Raw genomic sequence first — 19,619 nt, forward strand, 5'->3', positions numbered from 1 at the left:
CGGAGATCCTGATGCCTTTTGATCCATCCTCCCCGGCCATTTTCGGCCAAATCCTCTCCCGCCGCAGTTTGCTGCGAGGAACCGCAGCCCTCGGCGGACTGGCGCTCGCTGCCAGCCTCAGCGTGCCTCTGTCTGCTGCGGCAGCGGACGACGCCGTGGCCTCATTCACGCAACTGTCGGAGTTCCTGACCGGTTACACGCTCGATCCGGTTCTCGGCGCACGGTTCCTGAAAGCTCTGAAAAAGCGCGATGCCGAGCTCGACGCCAGCCTTGATGCCCTGACACAGCTTATCAAGCAGTCCGGCGTTGCCAATATGGACGGCTTTCTGGCGCTGACCGGCACGGATCCAGCCCTCACCAAAACAGCCACCAAGATTGTTTCGGCCTGGTATCTCGGCGTCGTCGGCGAGCCGGAAGATGCCGAGCTGATCACCTACGCGGAATCGCTGATGTATCGCCCGACCAAGGGCCTCCTTACCGTTCCGTCCTACGGTCCCGGCCCGAATGCCTGGGGACCGAAGCCCGGCAGCAAGATCTGACAGGAATAGAGATATGGCTAACACATCCTACGATGCGGACCTGATCGTTATCGGCTCAGGCGTCATGGGCGGCATCGTCGCCGCAAATCTGGCAAAGGCCGGCAAGAAGGTTATCGTGCTGGAGGCCGGGCCCCGTGTCGACCGCCGCGAGATCGTCGAAACCTACCGCAACGCTCCGGTAAAACTGTCGCTGGCAAACGCCAAGCTGCAGGGCGCCGGCTCGCCATTTCCGAGCATGCCCTGGGCGCCATCCACCTATGGCGATTATCTGCAGTATGAAGGCCCGGTGAAATACAACACCTCCTATCTCAGGGTCGTCGGCGGAACGACCTGGCACTTCGGCTCGGCGCTGTGGCGCATGATCCCTAACGACTTCAAGATTCAGACGCTTTACGGCCGCGGCCGTGACTGGCCGATCGGCTACGACGATCTCGAGGACTACTACAACAAGGCCGAGCTTGAACTGGGCGTGACAGGAACCGACGGCCAGGACGAAAGCGGTCAGGGCGGCGGTCCGATGCCGCCACGGTCGATGCCGTTCCCGATGAAGCAGTTGAACAGCACCTATATGTTCGACACGTTGTCGCAGAAGCTTCTTGTCGGTGGCTTCAACCCGGTTCTCGAGCCGCATGGACGTGCTTCGCGTCCCTATGGCAATCGCCCGGTCTGTGCGGGCAACAACAATTGCAACCCGGTCTGTCCGATCGGCGCCAAATACGACGGATCGATGCATATCGACGAGGCCGAACGTCATGGCGCCAAGCTTCTCGACAACTCGCCCGCCTATAAAATCGAAGCTGGCGACGACGGCAAGATCACTGCTGTCTGGTACAAGAAACCCGATGGCTCCGAACATCGCCTCACGGCGAAGTATTTCGTGCTTGCCGCTTACGGCATCGAATCCGCCAAGCTTCTGCTGATCTCGACATCCGAAAAATACCCGAACGGCATCGCGAATTCTTCGGATCAGGTCGGCCGCAACCTCATGGACCACACCGGTATCAGCATGAACATGCTGACCAAGGATGACATGTGGCCGGGCCAGGGTCCGACCGAACTTCTCGTCTACCTCAACCAGCGTGACGGCGAGTTCCGCAAGGATTATCCAAGCTACAAGATCAAGGTGCGCAACACGGTTCCGACGGCGCAGATGACCGAAGGCTTTATCAAGAAGGGCATTCTTGGATCGAAGCTGGACGAAGAAATCCGCAAATATTCGGCTCGTTCGCTGAACTGGGCAATCGACTTCGAACCGCTGCCGTTGCCGGAAAACCGCGTCACACCTTCGAAAACCAAGTTCGATGCGCTCGGTATCCCGGTCCCCGTTCTCTATTACAGCGTGACCGATTACTGGAACGCTGGTCGCGACCGCGGCCTCCAGGATCTGCACAAGATCGCGGATTTGCTGGAAGCCGAAGTGCTGTCTACCGATGTCAAATGGCAAAACCGCCAGCACGTGATGGGTACCACCCGCATGGGCAACGACCCGAAAGACTCTGTTGTCGACCGCGACTGCCGCACGCACGATCACCCGAACATGTTCATTGCCGGCACCAGCGTCATGCCATCGGCGTCCTGCATGAACCCGACCCTGACGGGTGCCGCACTCAGCGTTCGCATCGCGGAACAATTGATCAAGGAAATCTGATCTCGAACACCGGAGTGCCCTCCCCGTTTTCCGGGGGGCCTCCATTCAAACATGACTCATGGACGGTCCGGTCATCTTAAACACGCATGAGTAGCTGATTTTTATCATGTTGAATTGACTTGCCGATCTCTGCCGGGCAAAAGATGATTGTATTTGTCATCAATAGATCGACGGGAGGCGATCGCACGAAGGACGAGCGATCGTTTTCATGAGTGCCAGCCCTATCGAACAAACCGCATATGCGCGGGATCGCGTCGCGACCTCCGGCAAAAGCGGGAAACGACTTGGCCTTTTTACCGCCGCCATTCTCCTTGTCGTGGTCTTTTGTCTCAGCCTTGCCATCGGTGCCCGCACCATTGCCGTTGGTGACGTTTTATCGGCACTCTTCTCCGGTGAAACCACGATCGACAGCGAAACCATCTGGTCTTTGCGCCTGCCTCGCACGCTTCTGGGATTGATGGCCGGCATCGCCTTTGCGCTCTCGGGTGCACTAATGCAGGCGTTGACGCGGAACCCCCTCGCTGATCCTGGTATCCTCGGCATCAATGCGGGAGCCGCCTTTGCCATGGTCGCCGCCATCGGCCTCCTCGGCATTTCTCATCCGCTATCATTGATCTGGTTCGCCTTTGCCGGCACAGGACTTGCTGCGGTTGCCGTTTACGCGGCAGCGATGGGCGGCCGTGCCGGTGCAACACCATTGCGTCTGACACTGGCGGGCGTTGCCATCGGAGCGGTTCTTCGCGGCCTCACGTCGACGCTGATCTTTCTCGACCCCAACACCTTCGATCACATGCTGAACTGGGAAGTCGGATCGCTTGCCATCACCGGCTACGACAGCCTCATTTATACCGCACCCTTCGTCGCCATCGGCATCGTTCTCGCCCTGATCTCGGCCCCGGTTCTCAACGTTGTGGCGCTAGGTGACGATCAGGCACGCTCACTTGGCGCTGGCCTTGGTCGTGCCCGGATCATGACCGTCATTTCGGTCATGCTTCTGACGGGTGCCGCCACTGCAGCCGCCGGCCCACTCGGTTTTCTGGGTCTGATGGTGCCCTACGTCGCCCGCAGTCTTGTTGGCAGTGATCAACGCTGGATTTTTGCCTACACGCTGGTGCTCGCGCCGATCGTTCTTCTTAGCGCCGACATTATCGGCCGCCTCAGTATGCGCCCTGCGGAGATCCAGGTTGGCATCGTCACTGCCTTCATCGGTGCGCCGGTTCTGATCTGGCTCGTGCGTGCGCGCAAGGTGACCGCACTATGAGCCTGCATCCTTCCTTCACGCGCCGCCAGCTTACAATCCGAGCCTTGGGCGAGCGCATTGGCATCAGCATCGACAAGCGACTTCTGCTGGCCTGCGCAATTCTCATCGGGCTTGGCGTCGTCGTTCTCATAGCAGCGCTCGTCAGCGGGCAGGTCCATATTCCTGTCATGGATGTCATCGATGTGCTGACCGGCAATGGCCAGCGCCGTACCCGGCTCGTTGTTCTCGAATGGCGCATGCCCCGTGCAGCCGCTGCAGCGTTGTTCGGAGCACTGCTCGGTCTCGGTGGTGGGGTCTTCCAGTCCATCACCCGCAATCCGCTAGGCAGCCCTGACGTCGTCGGCTTCGATGCGGGCGCCTATACAGGCGCCATTCTGGCGATCACCTTTGCCGGTGGCGGCTGGCTGGTCCTGGCCGGCAGCGCCATTGCCGGCGGCTTGCTGACCGCACTCGTTGTCTATCTCCTGACCTGGCACAAAGGTATCCAGGGCTTTCAGTTGATCGTTATCGGCATCGGCGTCAGTGCCATGCTCACCTCGGCCAATCACTGGATTTTGCTGAAGTCCACTCTCTCAACCGCCATGGCCGCCAACACCTGGGGCATGGGTTCACTTGCCCGCGTCAATAGCCAGCAATTGCTGCCGTCGCTATGGATCGCCTTGCCGGTCATCATTGCGGCCCTTGTTCTGTCGCGCCCGCTCAAAATGATGGAGATGGGCGATGCGCGTGCACGCGCTCTCGGTATCCGGATTGAGGCGGTGCGACTGTCGCTGATGGCACTTGCCATTGTTGCCACGGCTTTGGTCACAGCAATCGCAGGCCCTATCCCCTTTGTGGCCTTGGCTGCCCCGCCGATTGCCCACGCAATCACCCGCACGGCCGGCACCTCTTTGGCCGCATCGATGGCCACCGGAGCTGTCCTTCTCTCTGCCGCCGATTATGCCGCACAGCATAGCTTCGCGCCGATCCAGTTGCCGGTCGGCGTGGTAACGCTCTGCATCGGCGGCATCTATTTCCTTTGGTTGATCGTCAAGGAGGCACGCCGCACGTGAGCCAGCAACCCGCTCCCCGCCTCGAAGCACAATCCGTTGAACTCGCCTATGGCAAGTCGATCATCGCGCAGGATCTCTCGGTCAGCGTACCCTCCGGTTCCTTTACCGCAATTGTCGGCCCCAATGCCTGCGGCAAGTCTACGCTTTTGCAGGCTCTTTCACGCCTGCTTGCCCCCGGTCGCGGCTCGGTTCTTCTGGATGGACGCGCAATTTCCGCCATTCCGGCCAAGGAATTTGCCCGCCGTGTCGGTCTCATGCCGCAAAGCTCGATTGCCCCTGATGGCATCACCGTAACGGAGCTGGTCGCCTGCGGCCGTTATCCGCATCAGAACTTTCTGCGCCAATGGAGCAGAGCCGACGAGCAGGCGGTTGCCGCCGCCATCGACGCCACCGGCATGAACGACCTTGCCGGACGTCGCGTCAGCGAACTGTCAGGCGGTCAGCGTCAGCGTGCCTGGATCGCCATGGTTCTTGCCCAGGAAACCCCGCTTCTTCTGCTTGATGAACCGACAACCTTTCTCGATATCGCCCATCAGATGGAATTGATGCTGCTTCTGGAAAAGCTCAACCGTGAGAAGGGTTACACGATTGCTGCGGTCCTGCACGACCTCAACCAGGCATGCCGACATGCCACGCACATGATCGCCATGCGCGGCGGCCACGCGGTTGCCGAGGGACGGCCCGCCGACATCGTTACCGAAGCGCTTGTTCGTGACGTTTTCGGCCTCGACAGCCTCATCATTGCCGATCCCATCTTCGGCACACCCTTGGTCGTGCCGCGCGGTCTGCACGACAATTCCACCGCCTCGATTTCAACGGAATGACGAAAGGATAATTGCCCTTGTCGCTTAATCTGACACGCCGCGAGATGATCGCCGCATCGCTTCTACTCGCCGCCAGCCCCGTTCTCGCCCAGGAGACAATCACCGTCACCGACGTCATCGGCTCCGTCGAAATCCCCAAGGTTGCCAAGCGCATCGTCGTGACCGATGGCGACGACGTGCTGCAGCCGACGGTCGCGCTCGGCATCAAGCCGGTCGGTGCATCCCGCCCTAATTTCACGGGTGGTTTCGCAAAGGGTGTCGCGGAACGCCTGCCAGCCGACATCGGCTATATCGGTTCGTCCGGGGAGCCGAATTACGAGGCGGTGCTCAACATGGAGCCCGACCTCATCTTGATGAGCAACGACGATCTGCCGGATCAGCAAGGCATGTATGAACGCTACAGCCAGATCGCACCGACCGTACTGATCGACGTCGACCAGAAGAAATGGCGCCACACACTTGAGACCATCGCTGAGGTAACCGGGCGTCAGGCCGAGGCCAAGGAATTGCTTGCCCGTTACGATGCCCGCGCCAGGCAGGTCCGCGACATCATTGGTGACAAGGCCGGCACGGCAACCGTTGCGCGCGTGCGTACCAATCTCGTTCGTTACATGCTGCAGGACACGTCGTTCACATGGGCCGTTCTGAAGGATGTTGGCTTCAAGGCACCACCACAGCAGGAAGTGGGTGGTGACGATGCCTTCATCAATATCAGCCTGGAGCGACTCGATCTACTGGAAGCAGACATGATCCTGCTTCTGGAAGACGAAGGTGCCAAGGGTGCTGGTGCGATGAGCGAGAAGCTGAAAGACCTGCCGACGTTTGCAAGCCTGCGCGGCGAGAAGATCGAGCTGCCATCGGCCGACTTCCTGTTCGGCAATATCCTGACGGCGTTCAATCTGCTCGATCTTTTGGAAGAAAAGTTCAAGGCTTGACGAGGGCAGGATCGCGAGATGCTGGCCACACCGGGCAGCATCTCGGCTTTAATGCTCAGGCCCGGTCGAGATCGAGGGCTGGCGCGGAAAACTGTCGCGAGGCCAATCGAACGAACGGCCGCGACAACATGATCGGCAAGATCCACGCCTGAAGCCGCATGCCGAAATTGCTCTGCGGGATATAGTGGCCGCCGATCTTTCGGGAGACCGCCTGCATTTTCGTGACCAGTGGGCGTAACCGTGCCTCGTAGGCATCGAAGGCTGCTTCGTGCGGTTTGCGCGCCAGTTCCGCTGCCAGAATATAGGCGCCAGCCATGGCTGTCGATGTGCCCTGCCCGGCAAGAAATGTCAGGCACCAGGCGGCATCCCCCAGGAGAACGACGCGCCCCTTCGACCATTTTGGCACGTCGATCTGCGAGACCGTGTCGAAAAATGCATTGTCCCAATCGATCGACGCCTCCAGGGCTGAGCGGACCGGCTCTGGCCAATGGCCAAAGTGCTCTCTCAGCACCTTCTGGCGTGCGTCCGCGTCCAGCCGGTCTGTCCTGTCGTCGCGCCAGCAAAACAACGTGGCCGCATGACCGTCTCCGATATCGTAAAGCCCGCCCTGATGATCGACATCCATCATGCCGACAAAACTCGCCCCCAGCGGCTGGCCGACAGGCATGCGCCATGCGCTGGCACGATATCCGAGAGGGCGCAGAAAGTCTTCGTGCGGCCCGAAGACCAGGGCACGCAGGGCGCTACGATAACCATCGGCGGCCACCACCAGATCAAAGCGTTCCCTGTCGCCACTGGAAAACGTGACATCGACACCATCGCCGTCATCGCTGAGTGCACTGATCGTCGTCTCGTATCGGATATCCACATTCGCTTCGATGTGGCGGGTAACGATGTCCTGGAAGGACTGACGCATGATTGCCAGCATACGGCCACCCGATGCTTGTGCAAGTGTCCGATAATCGTAGGAGAACAGCGTCTTTCCGGCGGTATCGCGGTGCAATGCCGGACCAAGCGGCATGGCTTTCTCTTTGAAGTGCTCGACAAGCCCCAGGCGTTCGGCGACGTTCCAGCCGTTGACGTGCAGTCCGATCGAATAACCCGCAGCGCGGCCTTTTGCTGCTTTTTCAACAATGGTGCAATCGATGCCATGCTGCCTGAGGCAGGCGGCGAAGGTCAGGCCGGCGGGGCCGCCGCCGGCAATGAGAATACGCATCCGTTGCCCCTCAAAATGTCATGCTGAGGCGACCACCGAACGTCCGCCCGTCGCCAAGCTGGTAAACGTTGCCGTAGGGGGCGACGTTGAAGCCGTAGGTCGTATAGGTCTTGTCGAACACATTGGTGACAAAGGCTTCGGCTGCGATGTTCTTGTCCAGCTCCCACTTGATGCCAAGATCGACAAGGCCATAGCCTTTCTGGCCAATCGTGTTGGTCTCGTCGAAATAGGTCTTGCTGACATAGCTGAGCGCCACGTAGGGAATGAGCGCACCGGCATCATTGTCGAGGTCGAACCGGTAATCCAGCATGACATTGGCGGTGAATTCCGGCGCATAAGGCACGCGGTTGCCCGTCAGGTCGGTGCCCGGCGTAACGGGATTGCTGTAGTCCGTGAACTTGGAGTTGTTGTAGGCAGCGCCGAGCGTGATACCGAGTTCATCGGTGGGTCTTGCGCGCAGTTTGAGATCGACACCCTTGGCCGTGACTTCACCCACGTTCTGCAGATATTGCAGCGGCTGCACGCCGACGAACATCTGATAGTCCTTCGTGACGTTGTAATAGGCCGAAAGCTGGCCTTCGAGAGTGCCTTCGTCGTTGCGATACTTAAGGCCGATCTCACTATTGTAGGTGTTCTGCGGATCATAGGTATAGGCGATATTCGCGGTCGTCAGCGTGCGTGTGAAGCCCCCTGCCTTGAAGCCGGTGCTGAACAGGCCGTAGAGCCGCCACTCATCGGTCAGCCCGTAGCTCGCACCCAGCTTTGGCGAGATAGCGCTGAAATTGTCGCTGTCGTTGAGTGACAAGGTACCGGTCGCCTTTGCGGCAACCCGTTCATGGTCAAAGCGTAGGCCGGGCGTAATGTCGAGACGATCAGTGGCATGCCATGTCACATCTGCGAACACGGCGTAGGAATCGATCTTTTGCTGCGCGATCTGGCCGTAGCTCGGAATGGCGCGGGTAAAATCAAGATGTTGGTAATAGAGACCGGCGACATAGTCGACAGCATTGCCCTCATCGGGATTGGAGGCGATGCGAAGCTCCTGGCTCAATGTCCATTGCTTCTCCGGCGTGTAGGTGCCGAACACGGTGCGATCGAAATCGCTGTTCTGGTAGCCGGTCAGCGCCGTGACGGTTGCAGCGCCAAGATCGTAGCTGGCGTTGATGCCGAAATTCCAGGTATCGAGCGTATATTTCGATGGAACCGGCAAGGCGATCCTGTCTTCCAGCATCGATTCCATGACGAAATACTCTTCGGTGGAGGTGACGCGACCACGACCTGCTGAGACCATAACGTCGAGCGGGCTGCCCTCCGGCGCGTAACGCAACCGAACTTGACCGTTGAGATCGTTGCTTCCTCCGACCTCTTCTCCCGTCAGCATGGCGGTATACTGGTCCTTATGGTGGAGGCCGGTCAAAGTGATATCGCTGAACAGGACGCCGTCAACAAGCGGCAGGTTGCCATAGAAGGTACCACCGGCGCCCTCCGAATTGATGTCGCCATCAAAACCGAACCGCATGTCATTATCCGGCTTCCGCGTGGTGATGTTGATGACGCCACCGATGGCGCCGCGACCGTACAGCGTGCCTTGCGGACCATAGAGCAGTTCGACGCTTTCGAGATTGCCAGGCAGACTGCGCGAAAGGTTGAAACTGTCCTGTGGCAGGCCATCGACATAAACCTGCGTGCTTGGATTATAGAAATCGAGCGAGGCCTGCCCACGGATTGTGAAGTTGGAATAGGCGCGGCTGGACCGTGTGCGGATGTTCACGTCCGGGAACACCCTGTCGAGATCGGCAACGCTGTCGATGTTGCGGACGGACAGTTCATTGGCGCTGGCAAAATCGACCGTCGATGGCAGCAGGAAGTAATCCTCGCTGCGCTTGGTGGCTGTGATCACGATTGGGGCCAGCACCGTATCGCTGGAAACCTCTTGTGCCACGGCCCCATTGGGTTGCGTGCTGGCGATGATGGCGAGGGCGGAGACGCCAAGGAGGCGATGACGCATCATGAGTGCGATACCTTTTCTGCGGATGGAAAGTGAGAAGACTTGCGGGCGGAGACCGGCAAAACCCAAGGGGCGATCAGGATCGCAGTCAGAATGAACAGGGCCGATGCCCCGAACAGCGTCCCATAACCAAGCGATTTGCCGAGCAGGCCGGCGATCGACGATGCGGCAATGGCGATGATCGCATCGAGGCTTTGCAAAACGGCAAAATCAGTTGCGGTCCGTTCCGCGTCGCACCAATTCATCATCGCCGCATAAAGCGCGACGAAGGACATGGCGACGGCAGCCACCTGCGCCACCATGAGACCGGCGGCAACGCTCTGCGATACGGCGCTCCAGAATTCGAGTGAGGCGAGCGCGAAAAGAAGCAGGGCATTAAGGCCCGCGGCCACAAGGATCGCCCGTCGAATGCCGATCACCTGGACGACGAGTGCGGCAAGCGTCGATGCGACAAAACCTGCGATGGCGCCGCCGGCTCCGCGCAGCGTACCAATCATTTCCAGCGACAGGCCCTTATCCACGAGATAGGGGCCAGTCATCGCCGAACCCATGCGCAATCCGACCTGATAGACGGCAAGAAAGATCAGACCGGTCATCAGCCGGCGATTGGCAAAGGTTCCGCGCAGCAGCATGTGCCGGGCTTTATCCACCGGCCTTTGCCGTGGTGCCGCGAGCCGTCTGGCCAACAGCACCGGAATGCTTAGCAGAGCCACAAAAACTGCCATGGCGGCCATAGAAACGGCCCAGCCGGCATGGCTGTAGACGATCAGCCACAAACCGCCGCCGAGCAGGAAGCCGATATAGGCACCGGCTGTCGAGGCGCCGCTCGCCGCCCCGCGGCTCTCTTCGGTGGTGGCTCGGACGGCAAGCGAATCCGTTGCGATGTCCTGTGTGGCTGCAAGTGTCGCCATGACCAGCAAGACCGCCGCAAGCGGCATCAGATGCGTTTGGGGTGGAAACGCCGTGGCGATGAGGAAGCAGACGATGATGCCTGCCTGGCTAAACAATATCCACGCACGCTCACTGAAAAAGCGATCGACCAGCGGTGCCCAGAGAAACTTGAGCGCCCACGGAAGAAAGAGAACGGCGAGAAATCCGATCTGGTCAAGCGGCATGCCTGTGTCACGCAGCACCACAGGCAACGCTGACTGCACCATGCTGCCGGTGACCGACTGGGCGGCATAAAGACCTGCCAGCAGGCCGAGAACGAGCCAGGCGCTGGATCGGGCGCTGGTTTGAAGGAAAGTCATGGACATTGCCCCTCGCAATGAAGTTCCCGACCTCCATAGATTGACGGCGTAAACTTGACTATTGTAATCAGGTTCAAGACTGTCGTGATCCGGTCACTTTTTTGATCGGCAGCAAAAGTGGGGGCCGATCATGAACTTGCGCGTTGAGCAGAGGGCTTTGGTCCAGTCAGATCAGAACGATGTCGTTGTTTTAGGACCGAACCCTACGGAAACGAGTTTTGCGACCACCTCGACGGACGGCGCCTACAAGATCCTCGGCGTCCGTCCCGGCTTGACGATTTCCGTGTTCGATATGGTGATCGGTGCTGATTTCGTCGGCCGTTTCGCAACGGAACCCTGCGTGGCCATCGATTTCCTGTTCGAGGCCGCAGGTCAGGGCTGGCTTCTGGATGCCGATGGCGAACGTATCTCGAGCCTGCCATACCGGCCCGGTCGCATCTACATCATGGCAGCCCCGGAAGGCGCCGTCGGGTTCTACGACGTTCCGGTGGGAACGCGTTTCAAGGGTATGGACATTCGTATTGATACCGCCCTTTGGCAGAAGCTTGGTGCGGCAGATGTCCTATCCTCGCTCGATGAGCAGCATGCTTTGCATGTCGCATCCGGTAACGGGACATGGGTTGGTGTCTTGCCGGTTCCGCCGCAACTGCTGTCTGTTGCCCGTGCGCTTTTCGATAGCGCCATGGTGGAAAATGACGACCTTGCCTTCGAGGCACGCGCACTCGATATCATCAACGCCTCGATCAGTGCCATGCGCCATGCGCAGGTTGCGATAAAGACGCCGCCACGTGATCGTCGGGCGTTACAACGTGTCCGGGATTTGATGATCGCTGATCTTTCGCATCCCTGGTCGCTCGAGGACCTCGCCCGTGAAGTGGGGCTGACGCAAAAAAGGCTGAAAGCCGGTTTCAAGGTACTCTACGGCTTTTCCGTTTACGCATTTCTGCAGGAACAGCGTCTGCTGGAGGCGCGTCGCATGATTGAAACAGGTGCGATGTCGATCACCCAGGCGGCACTTGCTGTCGGCTACGGCAACCCCAGCCATTTCTCGCAGCTTTTTCTCCGACGTTTCGGCGTCCAGCCATCTCGCCTGCGCACGACCGGCGCGCAGCAAGACCTCTGAATTCACGATCGATGCTGCCTTTTCAGGCAAAACGGCGAGGTTGCCCACACCTCGCCGTATCAGAGCTATGACTGGTCCGGATTTATCTTAAGCGTAAAATTCCGGAGCCTTCTTGAAGTTCGCCCATGCGTCCGGATCGTGGCCCGTGACAACGGTCGCATCATGCTTTTCAGCGTAGGTGCGGAGTTTTTGAACCGAGCGGACCGTATCAACGGTCGAGGCAAGGAAGCCCGGCAGGGCCTTTTCTTCCCAGTGATCCAGCGTGTAGGCGGCATCGATCGTCAGAAGCAGCGGTTTGCTGTCGGGCAGACGAACCAGGAATGACTGATGACCTGGTGCGTGACCGGGCGTGAAGATTGTGGTCAGCGTGCCGTCGCCATAGACGTCGTAATAGTCGTCCTGCGTACCGTTGAGAAACTGCCACTTCAGGCCCGGCTTGTCGAAGTCCTTGCGGATGTAACCGCCGCCAGCAAACCAGTCCGGTGTGAAGGCATATTCGTATTCGGAGCGCTGCACGATGTGGGTTGCATTGGGGAAGCGACCGATCGCGCCGGTATGGTCGAGATGCAGGTGGGACTGCACGACGTATTTCACATCGGCCGGATCGAAACCGAGCGCTTTGATCTGGTCAACGCAGCCCATGTTCTTATCCAGAACCGGCCAATAGACATCGCAGATACCGCCCCAGTGACCGCGCGGGTCGGTCGCGACTTCGATCGCGTTGCCACCGTCGATGACGGTGTGCCCATCGGGATGAGTAATCAGGAAAAATGGGACGGGAATCTCATAGTCCGCACCATTACCCTGGTTCATCTTGATGTTGTGTACCTTGCATTTCAGGGTACCTGACTGAAGCATGTAAAGTCTGATATCGGTCACTCGTTTTCCTCCCTTGGGACTGAAGATGTTGGTGTAAGAAATGGATCAGAAAGCTTCGCGATAGAGCGCGAGCGCATCCTCTTCGCGGACTTCGACCGGATTGTTGACCAGCAGGCGGCTCTGCTTCATGGCGTCGGAAGCAAGCATTGCCAGGGTGTTGTCCGTCACGCCGACATCACGAAGGCGCCGCGGCGCACCGCTTTCATTCATCAGTTTTTCCATATGCTGGACAAAGGCGTCCGAACGGGTCGCCGTATCACCCTCGCCCGGCACGCCGAGCACATCGGCAAGCTCGGCATAAAGCGACGCCGCAGCCTTGGCGTTGAAACGCAGCACTGGCCCCAACATCAGGGCGTTGGAAAGGCCATGCGGCACGTGATAGTGGCCACCCAGCGGATAAGCGAGCGCGTGAACGGCAGCCACCGGCGAATTGGCGAAAGCCTGGCCTGCCAATGTTGCCCCCAACAGCATGCCTTCACGGGCTTTGCGATCGGTCCCATCCTTGCAGGCGGCGATCAGGTTTGCGCCAAGCAGGCGTAACGCCTCACGCGCCAGAGCATCTGATAGCGGGTTCTTCTTGTGTTTGCTGGTGTAAGCCTCAATCGCGTGCACCATGGCGTCGATACCGGTAGCCGCGGTATGAACCTGCGGCAGACCCACAGTCAGTTCCGCATCGAGAAGAACGAAATCGGCGTAAAGCTGCGGAGAAACGACACCCATCTTGGTGGTTTCACCTGTAGTGATGATCGAGATGTTGGTCACTTCCGAACCGGTTCCAGCCGTGGTCGGCACCAACACCAGCGGCAGACGCGACCCCTTGACGTTACCGATGCCGTACATGTCTGCAAGCGTCTGGTCGGACACCAGAAGAACCGCTACCAGCTTGGCGATATCGAGCGAGGAGCCCCCACCAAGACCGATGACGATATCGACCCCGATCTGCTTGGCGGATTCGACGCAATCTGCAACGATATGCTCCGGCGGATCGGCCACGACCTTGTCGAAGATCGTGACGCTGAAGCCGCTAGCGGTTAGAGCGTCGGCAATCGGTTTGATGAGGCCGGCCTTGATAAGACCTGCATCGGTAATGAGAAGTGCCTTGCGCGCCTGGAACCTGCCGGAAAGAATCTCTCCGAGGCGCTGGGCACCCCCCCAGGCAACCTGCATGGAGGGAACAGTGCGGAATTCGAAAGGGTTGATGGTCATTTGATCCTCCCAGCGTGATCTCAGCCGATGGCCGAGCACAGGTATTTGATTTCAAGATATTCATCGATGCCGTAGTGCGAGCCTTCGCGGCCCAGACCGGACTGCTTTACACCACCGAACGGTGCGACTTCATTGGAGATGAGGCCGGTATTGTGGCCCACCATGCCGTATTCGAGCGCTTCTGCGACACGCCATGTCCGGCGAACATTCTCGGTGTAGAAATAGGCCGCCAGACCAAACTCGGTGTCGTTCGCCATGGCAACGGCTTCTTCTTCCGTTTCAAACCGGAAAAGCGGGGCGACCGGTCCAAAGGTTTCCTCACGGGCAACCTTCATTGCCTGCGTTGCACCTGTCAGCACCGTGGGTTCGTAGAATGTCCCGCCAAGCGCATGGCGCTTTCCGCCGGTAACGACCTTCGCCCCTTTTCCAAGGGCGTCAGCAACATGATCCTCGACCTTCGCCACGGCGTCCTGATCGATCAGGGGCCCGATCAAAATACCGGGTTCGGTGCCTTCGCCAACGGACAGGCTCTCGACCCTCTTGGCCAGCTTTCCCGCAAAGGCATCGTACACGCCGGCCTGGACATAGATTCGGTTGGAGCACACACAGGTCTGTCCGGCATTGCGATACTTCGATACGATCGCGCCCTCGACAGCAGCATCCAGATCGGCGTCATCGAAAACGATGAAGGGCGCGTTTCCGCCAAGTTCCAGTGACAGCTTCTTGATCGTCGGGGCCGATTGCGCCATCAGCAGACGGCCGACTTCAGTCGATCCGGTAAAGGAGATCTTGCGCACCGTGTCGCTTTCGGTGAAGACCTTGCCGATATCGCGTGCTGAACCCGTGACCACTTGGAACACACCGGGGGGAATGCCTGCCTCTTCCGCCAGAACACCCAGAGCAAGTGCGGTCAGCGGCGTCTGCTCAGCCGGTTTGACGATCATCGTGCAGCCGGCGGCCAGTGCCGGGGCAGACTTGCGCGTAATCATCGCAGCCGGAAAATTCCACGGCGTGATCGCGGCGCAAACTCCGATCGGTTGCTTCAGAATGGTAATGCGCTTGTCGGTGGTCGGCGCTGGAATAGTGTCGCCATAAACGCGCTTGGCTTCCTCCGCGAACCATTCCACGAAAGATGCTGCATAAAGCGCCTCGCCCTTAGCCTCCGCAAGCGGCTTCCCCTGCTCTGCGGTCATCAATGCACCGAGATCGTCAGCGTTTGCCACCATCAGATCAAACCAGCGGCGCAAGATTGCTGCGCGATCCTTGGCAGCGCGCCGGCTCCACTCGGAAAATGCATTTCCGGCAGCATCGACTGCGGCTTGCGTCTCTGCTGCCGAAAGCGATGGGACATGCCCGATGATTTCCAGATTGGCGGGATTTTCAACGGCAATCGTTTTGCCATCGGCAGCTTTCAACCAGCGGCCGTCCACAAAACACGCATCACGCAACAGAGCAGCGTTTTTAAGCTTGATCATCTGTCTTTCCCACAGTAAAGTTCAACTAATTGAACTTGAATCAATATAATGAACTATGGGCCGAAGCACGCTGATGTGTCAAGGAGGTTGCATGACCGCAGATCAACAATCGTCGCAAATATCAGACACTGTGCCGGCCCTCAGACGTGCAGTGCGCATTCTTGACGTGGTTGCCGGCTCCCCCCAGCACCTGACAGCCGCAGAACTGACCCGCCTTATGGATATGCCCAAAAGCACGGCGCATGGCCTCTTGGCAGTCATGGTGGAGCTTGATCTTCTTGCCAAATCGGCGGACGGAACCTTGCGTGCCGGTCCTCATCCTTTGCGATGGGCAAACGGCTTTCTGTCGCAGCTCGATATCGTCTCGACATTTCACGAACAGCTTGCCGAACGGCACGATCTCGACCCGTACACGGTCACGCTGACCGTTCGCGAAGGCGGCGAAGTCGTCTATATCGGCTGTCGGAACTCGGCCCAACCGCTCGGGCATACGTTTCGTATCGGCATGCGTTTGCCGGCACCGTTTACAGCGACCGGCAAGATGCTGCTCTCCGACCTCAGCACCGATGAGCTGAAAGCCTTGTTCGAAAGCTTTCCGCCTCCCCTGACACCAAGAAGCGTGAACTCCATATCGAAACTGGAGCACGAACTGGCATCGACGCGCAGCCGTGGCTACTCCATCGACGACGGCCAGATCCGCGAGGGAATGCTCTGCATTGGTGCCGCCATACGCGACTACTCAGGGGCCGCGTCGGCGGGTATCGCACTAAGCCTGATACGAAGCGAAGCAAGCGACGAAAAGATCGCCCGTCTGGGAGAGGAATTACGCGATACGGCCAACGCACTTTCCGAGAAGCTGGGCTACCGGATAGCGCAGTAACTGCCGCGTCTAGGAGCCAAGTTTCAGTCGTCGATCGATGCCGATATTGTCGAGGAAGGTTTCGTCATGGCTGACGACCAATATTGCGCCGTCATAGGCTCTCAGTCCGGCCTCCACGGCCACAATGGACTCGATATCGAGGTGATTTGTCGGCTCATCCAGTATCAGCAACTGTGGCGGTTCAGTGCCACCAAGCACACAGGCCAGCCCTGCCCGCAACATCTGCCCGCCTGACAATGTTTCGACCTTCTGCAGCGCTGCATCCGCCCGGAAAAGGAAACGTGCGAGCGACGCCCGGCAGGCATTTTCCCCCGCCTTCGGGTTCAGGCGCAGAAAATTGTCACGGATCGACGAGGCCGGATCGAGCAGGCTGACCTGCTGATCGAGAAAGGCCGAGCGCACATCGACCTGCAGCGTTCCAGACGCTACCGGCAGGACGCCCGTGATCACCGAGAGAAGGGTCGTCTTGCCCGATCCATTGGCGCCAGTAACAGCAACCCGTTCCGGTCCCGTGATGTGGAAGGAGAGATCGCGCAATATGGGCCGGTCCGGTTCATACCCCGCTACCAGGCCCTCCATACGCAGCACGGTCTTTGCCGGGGGCAGATGACAGGATGGCAAGGTGACCGAAAGCGGTTGCAAGATCTCGATACGCTCGCGCGCCGTCTTCACGTCATCCAGCGCCTCAGTCTCCAGCCGATTGGCGAGCAGAGCGTTGGCACCACCCGTCTGTTCGGCGCGCATCTTCAATCCGCCTGCGACGATCTTCGGCATATCACCCCGCGCCGCTTTCTTCTTTCCGGCGCTGTCGCGGCGCGCTTTGCGTTCGACCGTATCCTGCGCCTTGCGCGCAGTATCCGCCAAACGCTTTTGCGCATCAGCGAGGTCATGCTGCGCCGAGGCGATTTCCAGCGCTTTGCGCTCCCTGTAATGGCTCCAGTTTCCGCCATAACGACTGACACCCAATGACGTCATTTCGACGATGGAATCCACCGTCTCCAGTAGTTCACGATCATGGCTGACAATGATTGCGCCACCACGCCACTTTGCCAGAAAGTCGATGACGGCCAACCGGCCTTCCCGGTCGAGATTGTTGGTCGGCTCATCGAGGATGAGAAAATCAGGAGCGGCGTGGATTTGCGCCGCAAGTGCTGCGCGTGTGCGCTGTCCGCCGGAGAGATGCGCGAGCGGCGTCGTGGACGGCGCATCAAGGCCAACGTCCGACAGGGCGCTGGCAATATTCGCCTCCAGCATCCAGTCAATATCGGCCAGCTCATCTACCGTCGCCTCGCCCAGTTGAGCACGGCCGAGAACCGCGAGAGCATCACCCGCACCGAACAGATCCGCAACCGTACTATCTGCTGAAACCTGAACGCTTTGGCGAAGCACGTGAACAGTACCGGAAACAGAAATCGATCCGGAAGACGGAGATATATCTCCGGCCATCAGGTTCAGGAGTGTCGTCTTCCCGACGCCGTTGCGGCCAATCAGGCCAGCGCGTTCAGGACCAAGCGTGAGATTGAGCCCGGAGAAGAGCTGGCGACCGTCAGGCGTCGACCAGGAAACATTCGAAAGGGTGATAAAGTGCGGCATGGATATGGTTTTCCCGTATGGCAAGGCGATGTGACTTTGCGATCGGGTTGAAATCCATATGAAACCGTCCTGTTGGTGCTGCGTGGACTTTCTATTTATGCGCGAAAGGCGGCACGTTCAAGGCACGTTGTCTTTTCGGGCGACATGACTACACCCGAACAGAGCTCGGTCTGAGATCGTCTTCCTCCAGGCAATCTCTAGTGCAGAATCTGGCTGAGGAAGAGCTTGGTGCGCTCGTGCTGCGGATTGTCGAAGAACTCCTGCGGGGAGTTCTGTTCGACGATCTGGCCCTGATCCATGAAGATCACCCGGTTTGCCACCTGACGGGCAAAACCCATTTCGTGGGTCACGCACAGCATGGTCATGCCGTCTTCGGCAAGGCTCACCATCGTATCCAGCACTTCCTTGACCATTTCCGGGTCAAGTGCCGAGGTTGGTTCGTCGAACAGCATGATCTTCGGCTTCATGCACAGCGAGCGGGCGATTGCCACACGCTGCTGCTGACCACCGGAAAGCTGCCCGGGATATTTGTTGGCCTGCTCGGGGATCTTGACGCGCTTGAGGTAGTGCATCGCCACTTCCTCGGCCTCCTTCTTCGGCATCTTGCGAACCCAGATCGGTGCCAGTGTGCAGTTTTCCAGGATCGTCAGATGCGGGAAGAGGTTGAAGTGCTGGAACACCATGCCGACTTCGCGACGCACTTCATCGATCTTCTTCAGGTCGTTGGTGAGTTCGATACCGTCAACGAAGATGTTGCCCGACTGGTGTTCTTCCAGACGGTTGATGCAGCGGATCATGGTCGACTTGCCGGAACCGGACGGGCCGGCAATGACGATGCGCTCGCCGCGCATGACCTTGAGGTTGATGTCGCGCAGCACGTGGAAATCGCCGTACCACTTGTTCATGCCGACGATTTCAACGGCAACCTCGGCAGAAGAGATGACCAGATTCTTCAGTGCCGCGCTCATGTCAGACCCCAATTCCCTTCCGCTTGCCGGTAAGTCAGATGCCGACAATTAGACCCTTTGCCTTCAGCACCGGTTCGAGATTGCTGACCTCGACCACCGTCTTGCCGGCTTTGTAGGCGGCGATGTAACCGGCTTCGGCATCTTCGCGCGCCTGCGAAAGCTTGGCGACTTCGGCAACTTCATCACGACGAACCACGACCAGACCGTCGGCATCGCCAACGATTACATCGCCCGGATGAATGATCTCGCCGCCGACGATGATCGTGTCGTTGGTGGTGCCGATCGTTTCCTTGACGGTACCCTTGATGCAGGTGCTCAGCGAAAACACCGGAAAACCGAGTTCGCGAAGCTGCAGCGTATCGCGCACGCCCGTATCGGTCACAAGACCGCCGATACCCTTGGCAAGGCAGGCATTGGCCAGAACATCGCCGAACGAACCGGCTTCTTCATATTCACCGGCGGAGACGACGATGATATCGCCCGGCTTGGCGTAATTGATCGCAAGCTGCAGCATGATGTTGTCGCGCGGCGAGGACTTCACCGTGAAGGCAGGGCCACAGAGTTTCATGCGGTAGTCGACCGGCTTCAGACGCGACGACAGCGCACCACGACGGCCCTGAGCCTCATGGATCGTTGCCGGAGAGAACTTCGAAAGAGCCTCCAGATCCTCCTTGGACGGACGTGCGGGAATATCTTTGATGTGGGTCATGAGGCCCTCCTCGAGGCCATAGTGAACCGCACGGCGGCAAGATTGCCGCCGTC

Annotated in this window: 17 protein-coding genes; 8 read left to right on the forward strand and 9 right to left on the reverse strand. The window is 59.0% G+C overall.

Features of this window, described 5'->3' with window-relative positions:
- Positions 1-11 precede the first annotated feature (11 nt).
- From ACIQT8_RS08920 to ACIQT8_RS08945, 6 genes are all read left to right on the forward strand, one after another.
- Complete coding sequence (locus tag ACIQT8_RS08920) at positions 12-539, forward strand: sugar dehydrogenase complex small subunit (RefSeq protein ID WP_400964780.1); 528 nt, start codon at positions 12-14, stop codon at positions 537-539.
- Positions 540-552: 13 nt separating this feature from the next.
- Positions 553-2,187 carry a GMC family oxidoreductase gene (locus ACIQT8_RS08925; RefSeq protein ID WP_400964781.1) on the forward strand — a complete coding sequence of 545 codons (1,635 nt, stop codon included), beginning with the start codon at positions 553-555 and terminating at the stop codon, positions 2,185-2,187.
- Positions 2,188-2,395: 208 nt separating this feature from the next.
- Positions 2,396-3,448, forward strand: coding sequence for a FecCD family ABC transporter permease (locus ACIQT8_RS08930; RefSeq protein WP_400964782.1), 1,053 nt, complete (start codon positions 2,396-2,398; stop codon positions 3,446-3,448).
- Positions 3,445-4,500: a FecCD family ABC transporter permease gene (locus tag ACIQT8_RS08935; protein WP_400964783.1), complete on the forward strand. Its 1,056-nt coding sequence runs from the start codon at positions 3,445-3,447 to the stop codon at positions 4,498-4,500. Before ACIQT8_RS08930 ends, ACIQT8_RS08935 begins: the two co-directional genes overlap by 4 nt.
- The gene (locus tag ACIQT8_RS08940; RefSeq protein WP_262527528.1) at positions 4,497-5,324 is read left to right on the forward strand and encodes an ABC transporter ATP-binding protein; all 828 of its coding nucleotides are present in this window, start codon (positions 4,497-4,499) and stop codon (positions 5,322-5,324) included. The genes ACIQT8_RS08935 and ACIQT8_RS08940 overlap by 4 nt, the downstream gene beginning before the upstream one ends.
- 17 nt (positions 5,325-5,341) lie before the next feature.
- Positions 5,342-6,259: an iron-siderophore ABC transporter substrate-binding protein gene (locus ACIQT8_RS08945; RefSeq protein ID WP_138791872.1), complete on the forward strand. Its 918-nt coding sequence runs from the start codon at positions 5,342-5,344 to the stop codon at positions 6,257-6,259.
- 55 nt (positions 6,260-6,314) lie between these two features.
- Here the strand turns inward: ACIQT8_RS08945 and ACIQT8_RS08950 are convergent, their stop codons facing one another.
- From ACIQT8_RS08950 to ACIQT8_RS08960, 3 genes are read right to left on the reverse strand one after another with little or no spacing between them, the layout of a single operon-like run.
- Complete coding sequence (locus ACIQT8_RS08950) at positions 6,315-7,475, reverse strand: FAD-dependent monooxygenase (protein WP_400964784.1); 1,161 nt, start codon at positions 7,473-7,475, stop codon at positions 6,315-6,317.
- A 10-nt stretch (positions 7,476-7,485) separates the two neighbouring features.
- Positions 7,486-9,486 (reverse strand): TonB-dependent receptor, encoded by a 2,001-nt coding sequence (locus ACIQT8_RS08955; protein WP_400964785.1) that lies wholly within the window; start codon positions 9,484-9,486, stop codon positions 7,486-7,488.
- Positions 9,483-10,733, reverse strand: a complete 1,251-nt coding sequence (locus tag ACIQT8_RS08960) for an MFS transporter (protein WP_400964786.1) — start codon at positions 10,731-10,733, stop codon at positions 9,483-9,485. The genes ACIQT8_RS08955 and ACIQT8_RS08960 overlap by 4 nt, the downstream gene beginning before the upstream one ends.
- A gap of 130 nt (positions 10,734-10,863) precedes the next feature.
- Between ACIQT8_RS08960 and ACIQT8_RS08965 the strand changes: the two genes are divergently transcribed.
- Positions 10,864-11,856 (forward strand): helix-turn-helix transcriptional regulator, encoded by a 993-nt coding sequence (locus ACIQT8_RS08965; RefSeq protein WP_400964787.1) that lies wholly within the window; start codon positions 10,864-10,866, stop codon positions 11,854-11,856.
- A gap of 87 nt (positions 11,857-11,943) precedes the next feature.
- Here ACIQT8_RS08965 and attM read toward each other — a convergent pair whose 3' ends face one another.
- From attM to ACIQT8_RS08980, 3 genes are read right to left on the reverse strand one after another with little or no spacing between them, the layout of a single operon-like run.
- Positions 11,944-12,735, reverse strand: a complete 792-nt coding sequence (gene attM / locus ACIQT8_RS08970; RefSeq protein ID WP_046802461.1) for an N-acyl homoserine lactonase AttM — start codon at positions 12,733-12,735, stop codon at positions 11,944-11,946.
- Between the two features lie 45 nt (positions 12,736-12,780).
- The gene (locus tag ACIQT8_RS08975; protein WP_400964788.1) at positions 12,781-13,941 is read right to left on the reverse strand and encodes an iron-containing alcohol dehydrogenase; all 1,161 of its coding nucleotides are present in this window, start codon (positions 13,939-13,941) and stop codon (positions 12,781-12,783) included.
- A gap of 20 nt (positions 13,942-13,961) precedes the next feature.
- On the reverse strand, positions 13,962-15,416 hold the full coding sequence (locus tag ACIQT8_RS08980; RefSeq protein ID WP_400964789.1) for an NAD-dependent succinate-semialdehyde dehydrogenase: 1,455 nt from the start codon (positions 15,414-15,416) through the stop codon (positions 13,962-13,964).
- A 55-nt stretch (positions 15,417-15,471) separates the two neighbouring features.
- Between ACIQT8_RS08980 and ACIQT8_RS08985 the strand changes: the two genes are divergently transcribed.
- The gene (locus tag ACIQT8_RS08985; protein ID WP_400964790.1) at positions 15,472-16,296 is read left to right on the forward strand and encodes an IclR family transcriptional regulator; all 825 of its coding nucleotides are present in this window, start codon (positions 15,472-15,474) and stop codon (positions 16,294-16,296) included.
- Between the two features lie 9 nt (positions 16,297-16,305).
- Here ACIQT8_RS08985 and ACIQT8_RS08990 read toward each other — a convergent pair whose 3' ends face one another.
- The 3 genes from ACIQT8_RS08990 to ACIQT8_RS09000 form a co-directional block, all read right to left on the reverse strand.
- Positions 16,306-17,889: an ABC-F family ATP-binding cassette domain-containing protein gene (locus ACIQT8_RS08990; RefSeq protein WP_400964791.1), complete on the reverse strand. Its 1,584-nt coding sequence runs from the start codon at positions 17,887-17,889 to the stop codon at positions 16,306-16,308.
- Between the two features lie 197 nt (positions 17,890-18,086).
- Positions 18,087-18,857: an amino acid ABC transporter ATP-binding protein gene (locus ACIQT8_RS08995; RefSeq protein ID WP_400964792.1), complete on the reverse strand. Its 771-nt coding sequence runs from the start codon at positions 18,855-18,857 to the stop codon at positions 18,087-18,089.
- 34 nt (positions 18,858-18,891) lie between these two features.
- Positions 18,892-19,566, reverse strand: a complete 675-nt coding sequence (locus ACIQT8_RS09000) for a 4-carboxy-4-hydroxy-2-oxoadipate aldolase/oxaloacetate decarboxylase (protein ID WP_400964793.1) — start codon at positions 19,564-19,566, stop codon at positions 18,892-18,894.
- Between the last annotated feature and the right edge of the window lie 53 nt (positions 19,567-19,619).

Origin of the sequence: Agrobacterium sp. NPDC090273, assembly GCF_044772305.1 — a bacterium.
Classification (GTDB): Bacteria; Pseudomonadota; Alphaproteobacteria; order Rhizobiales; family Rhizobiaceae; genus Agrobacterium.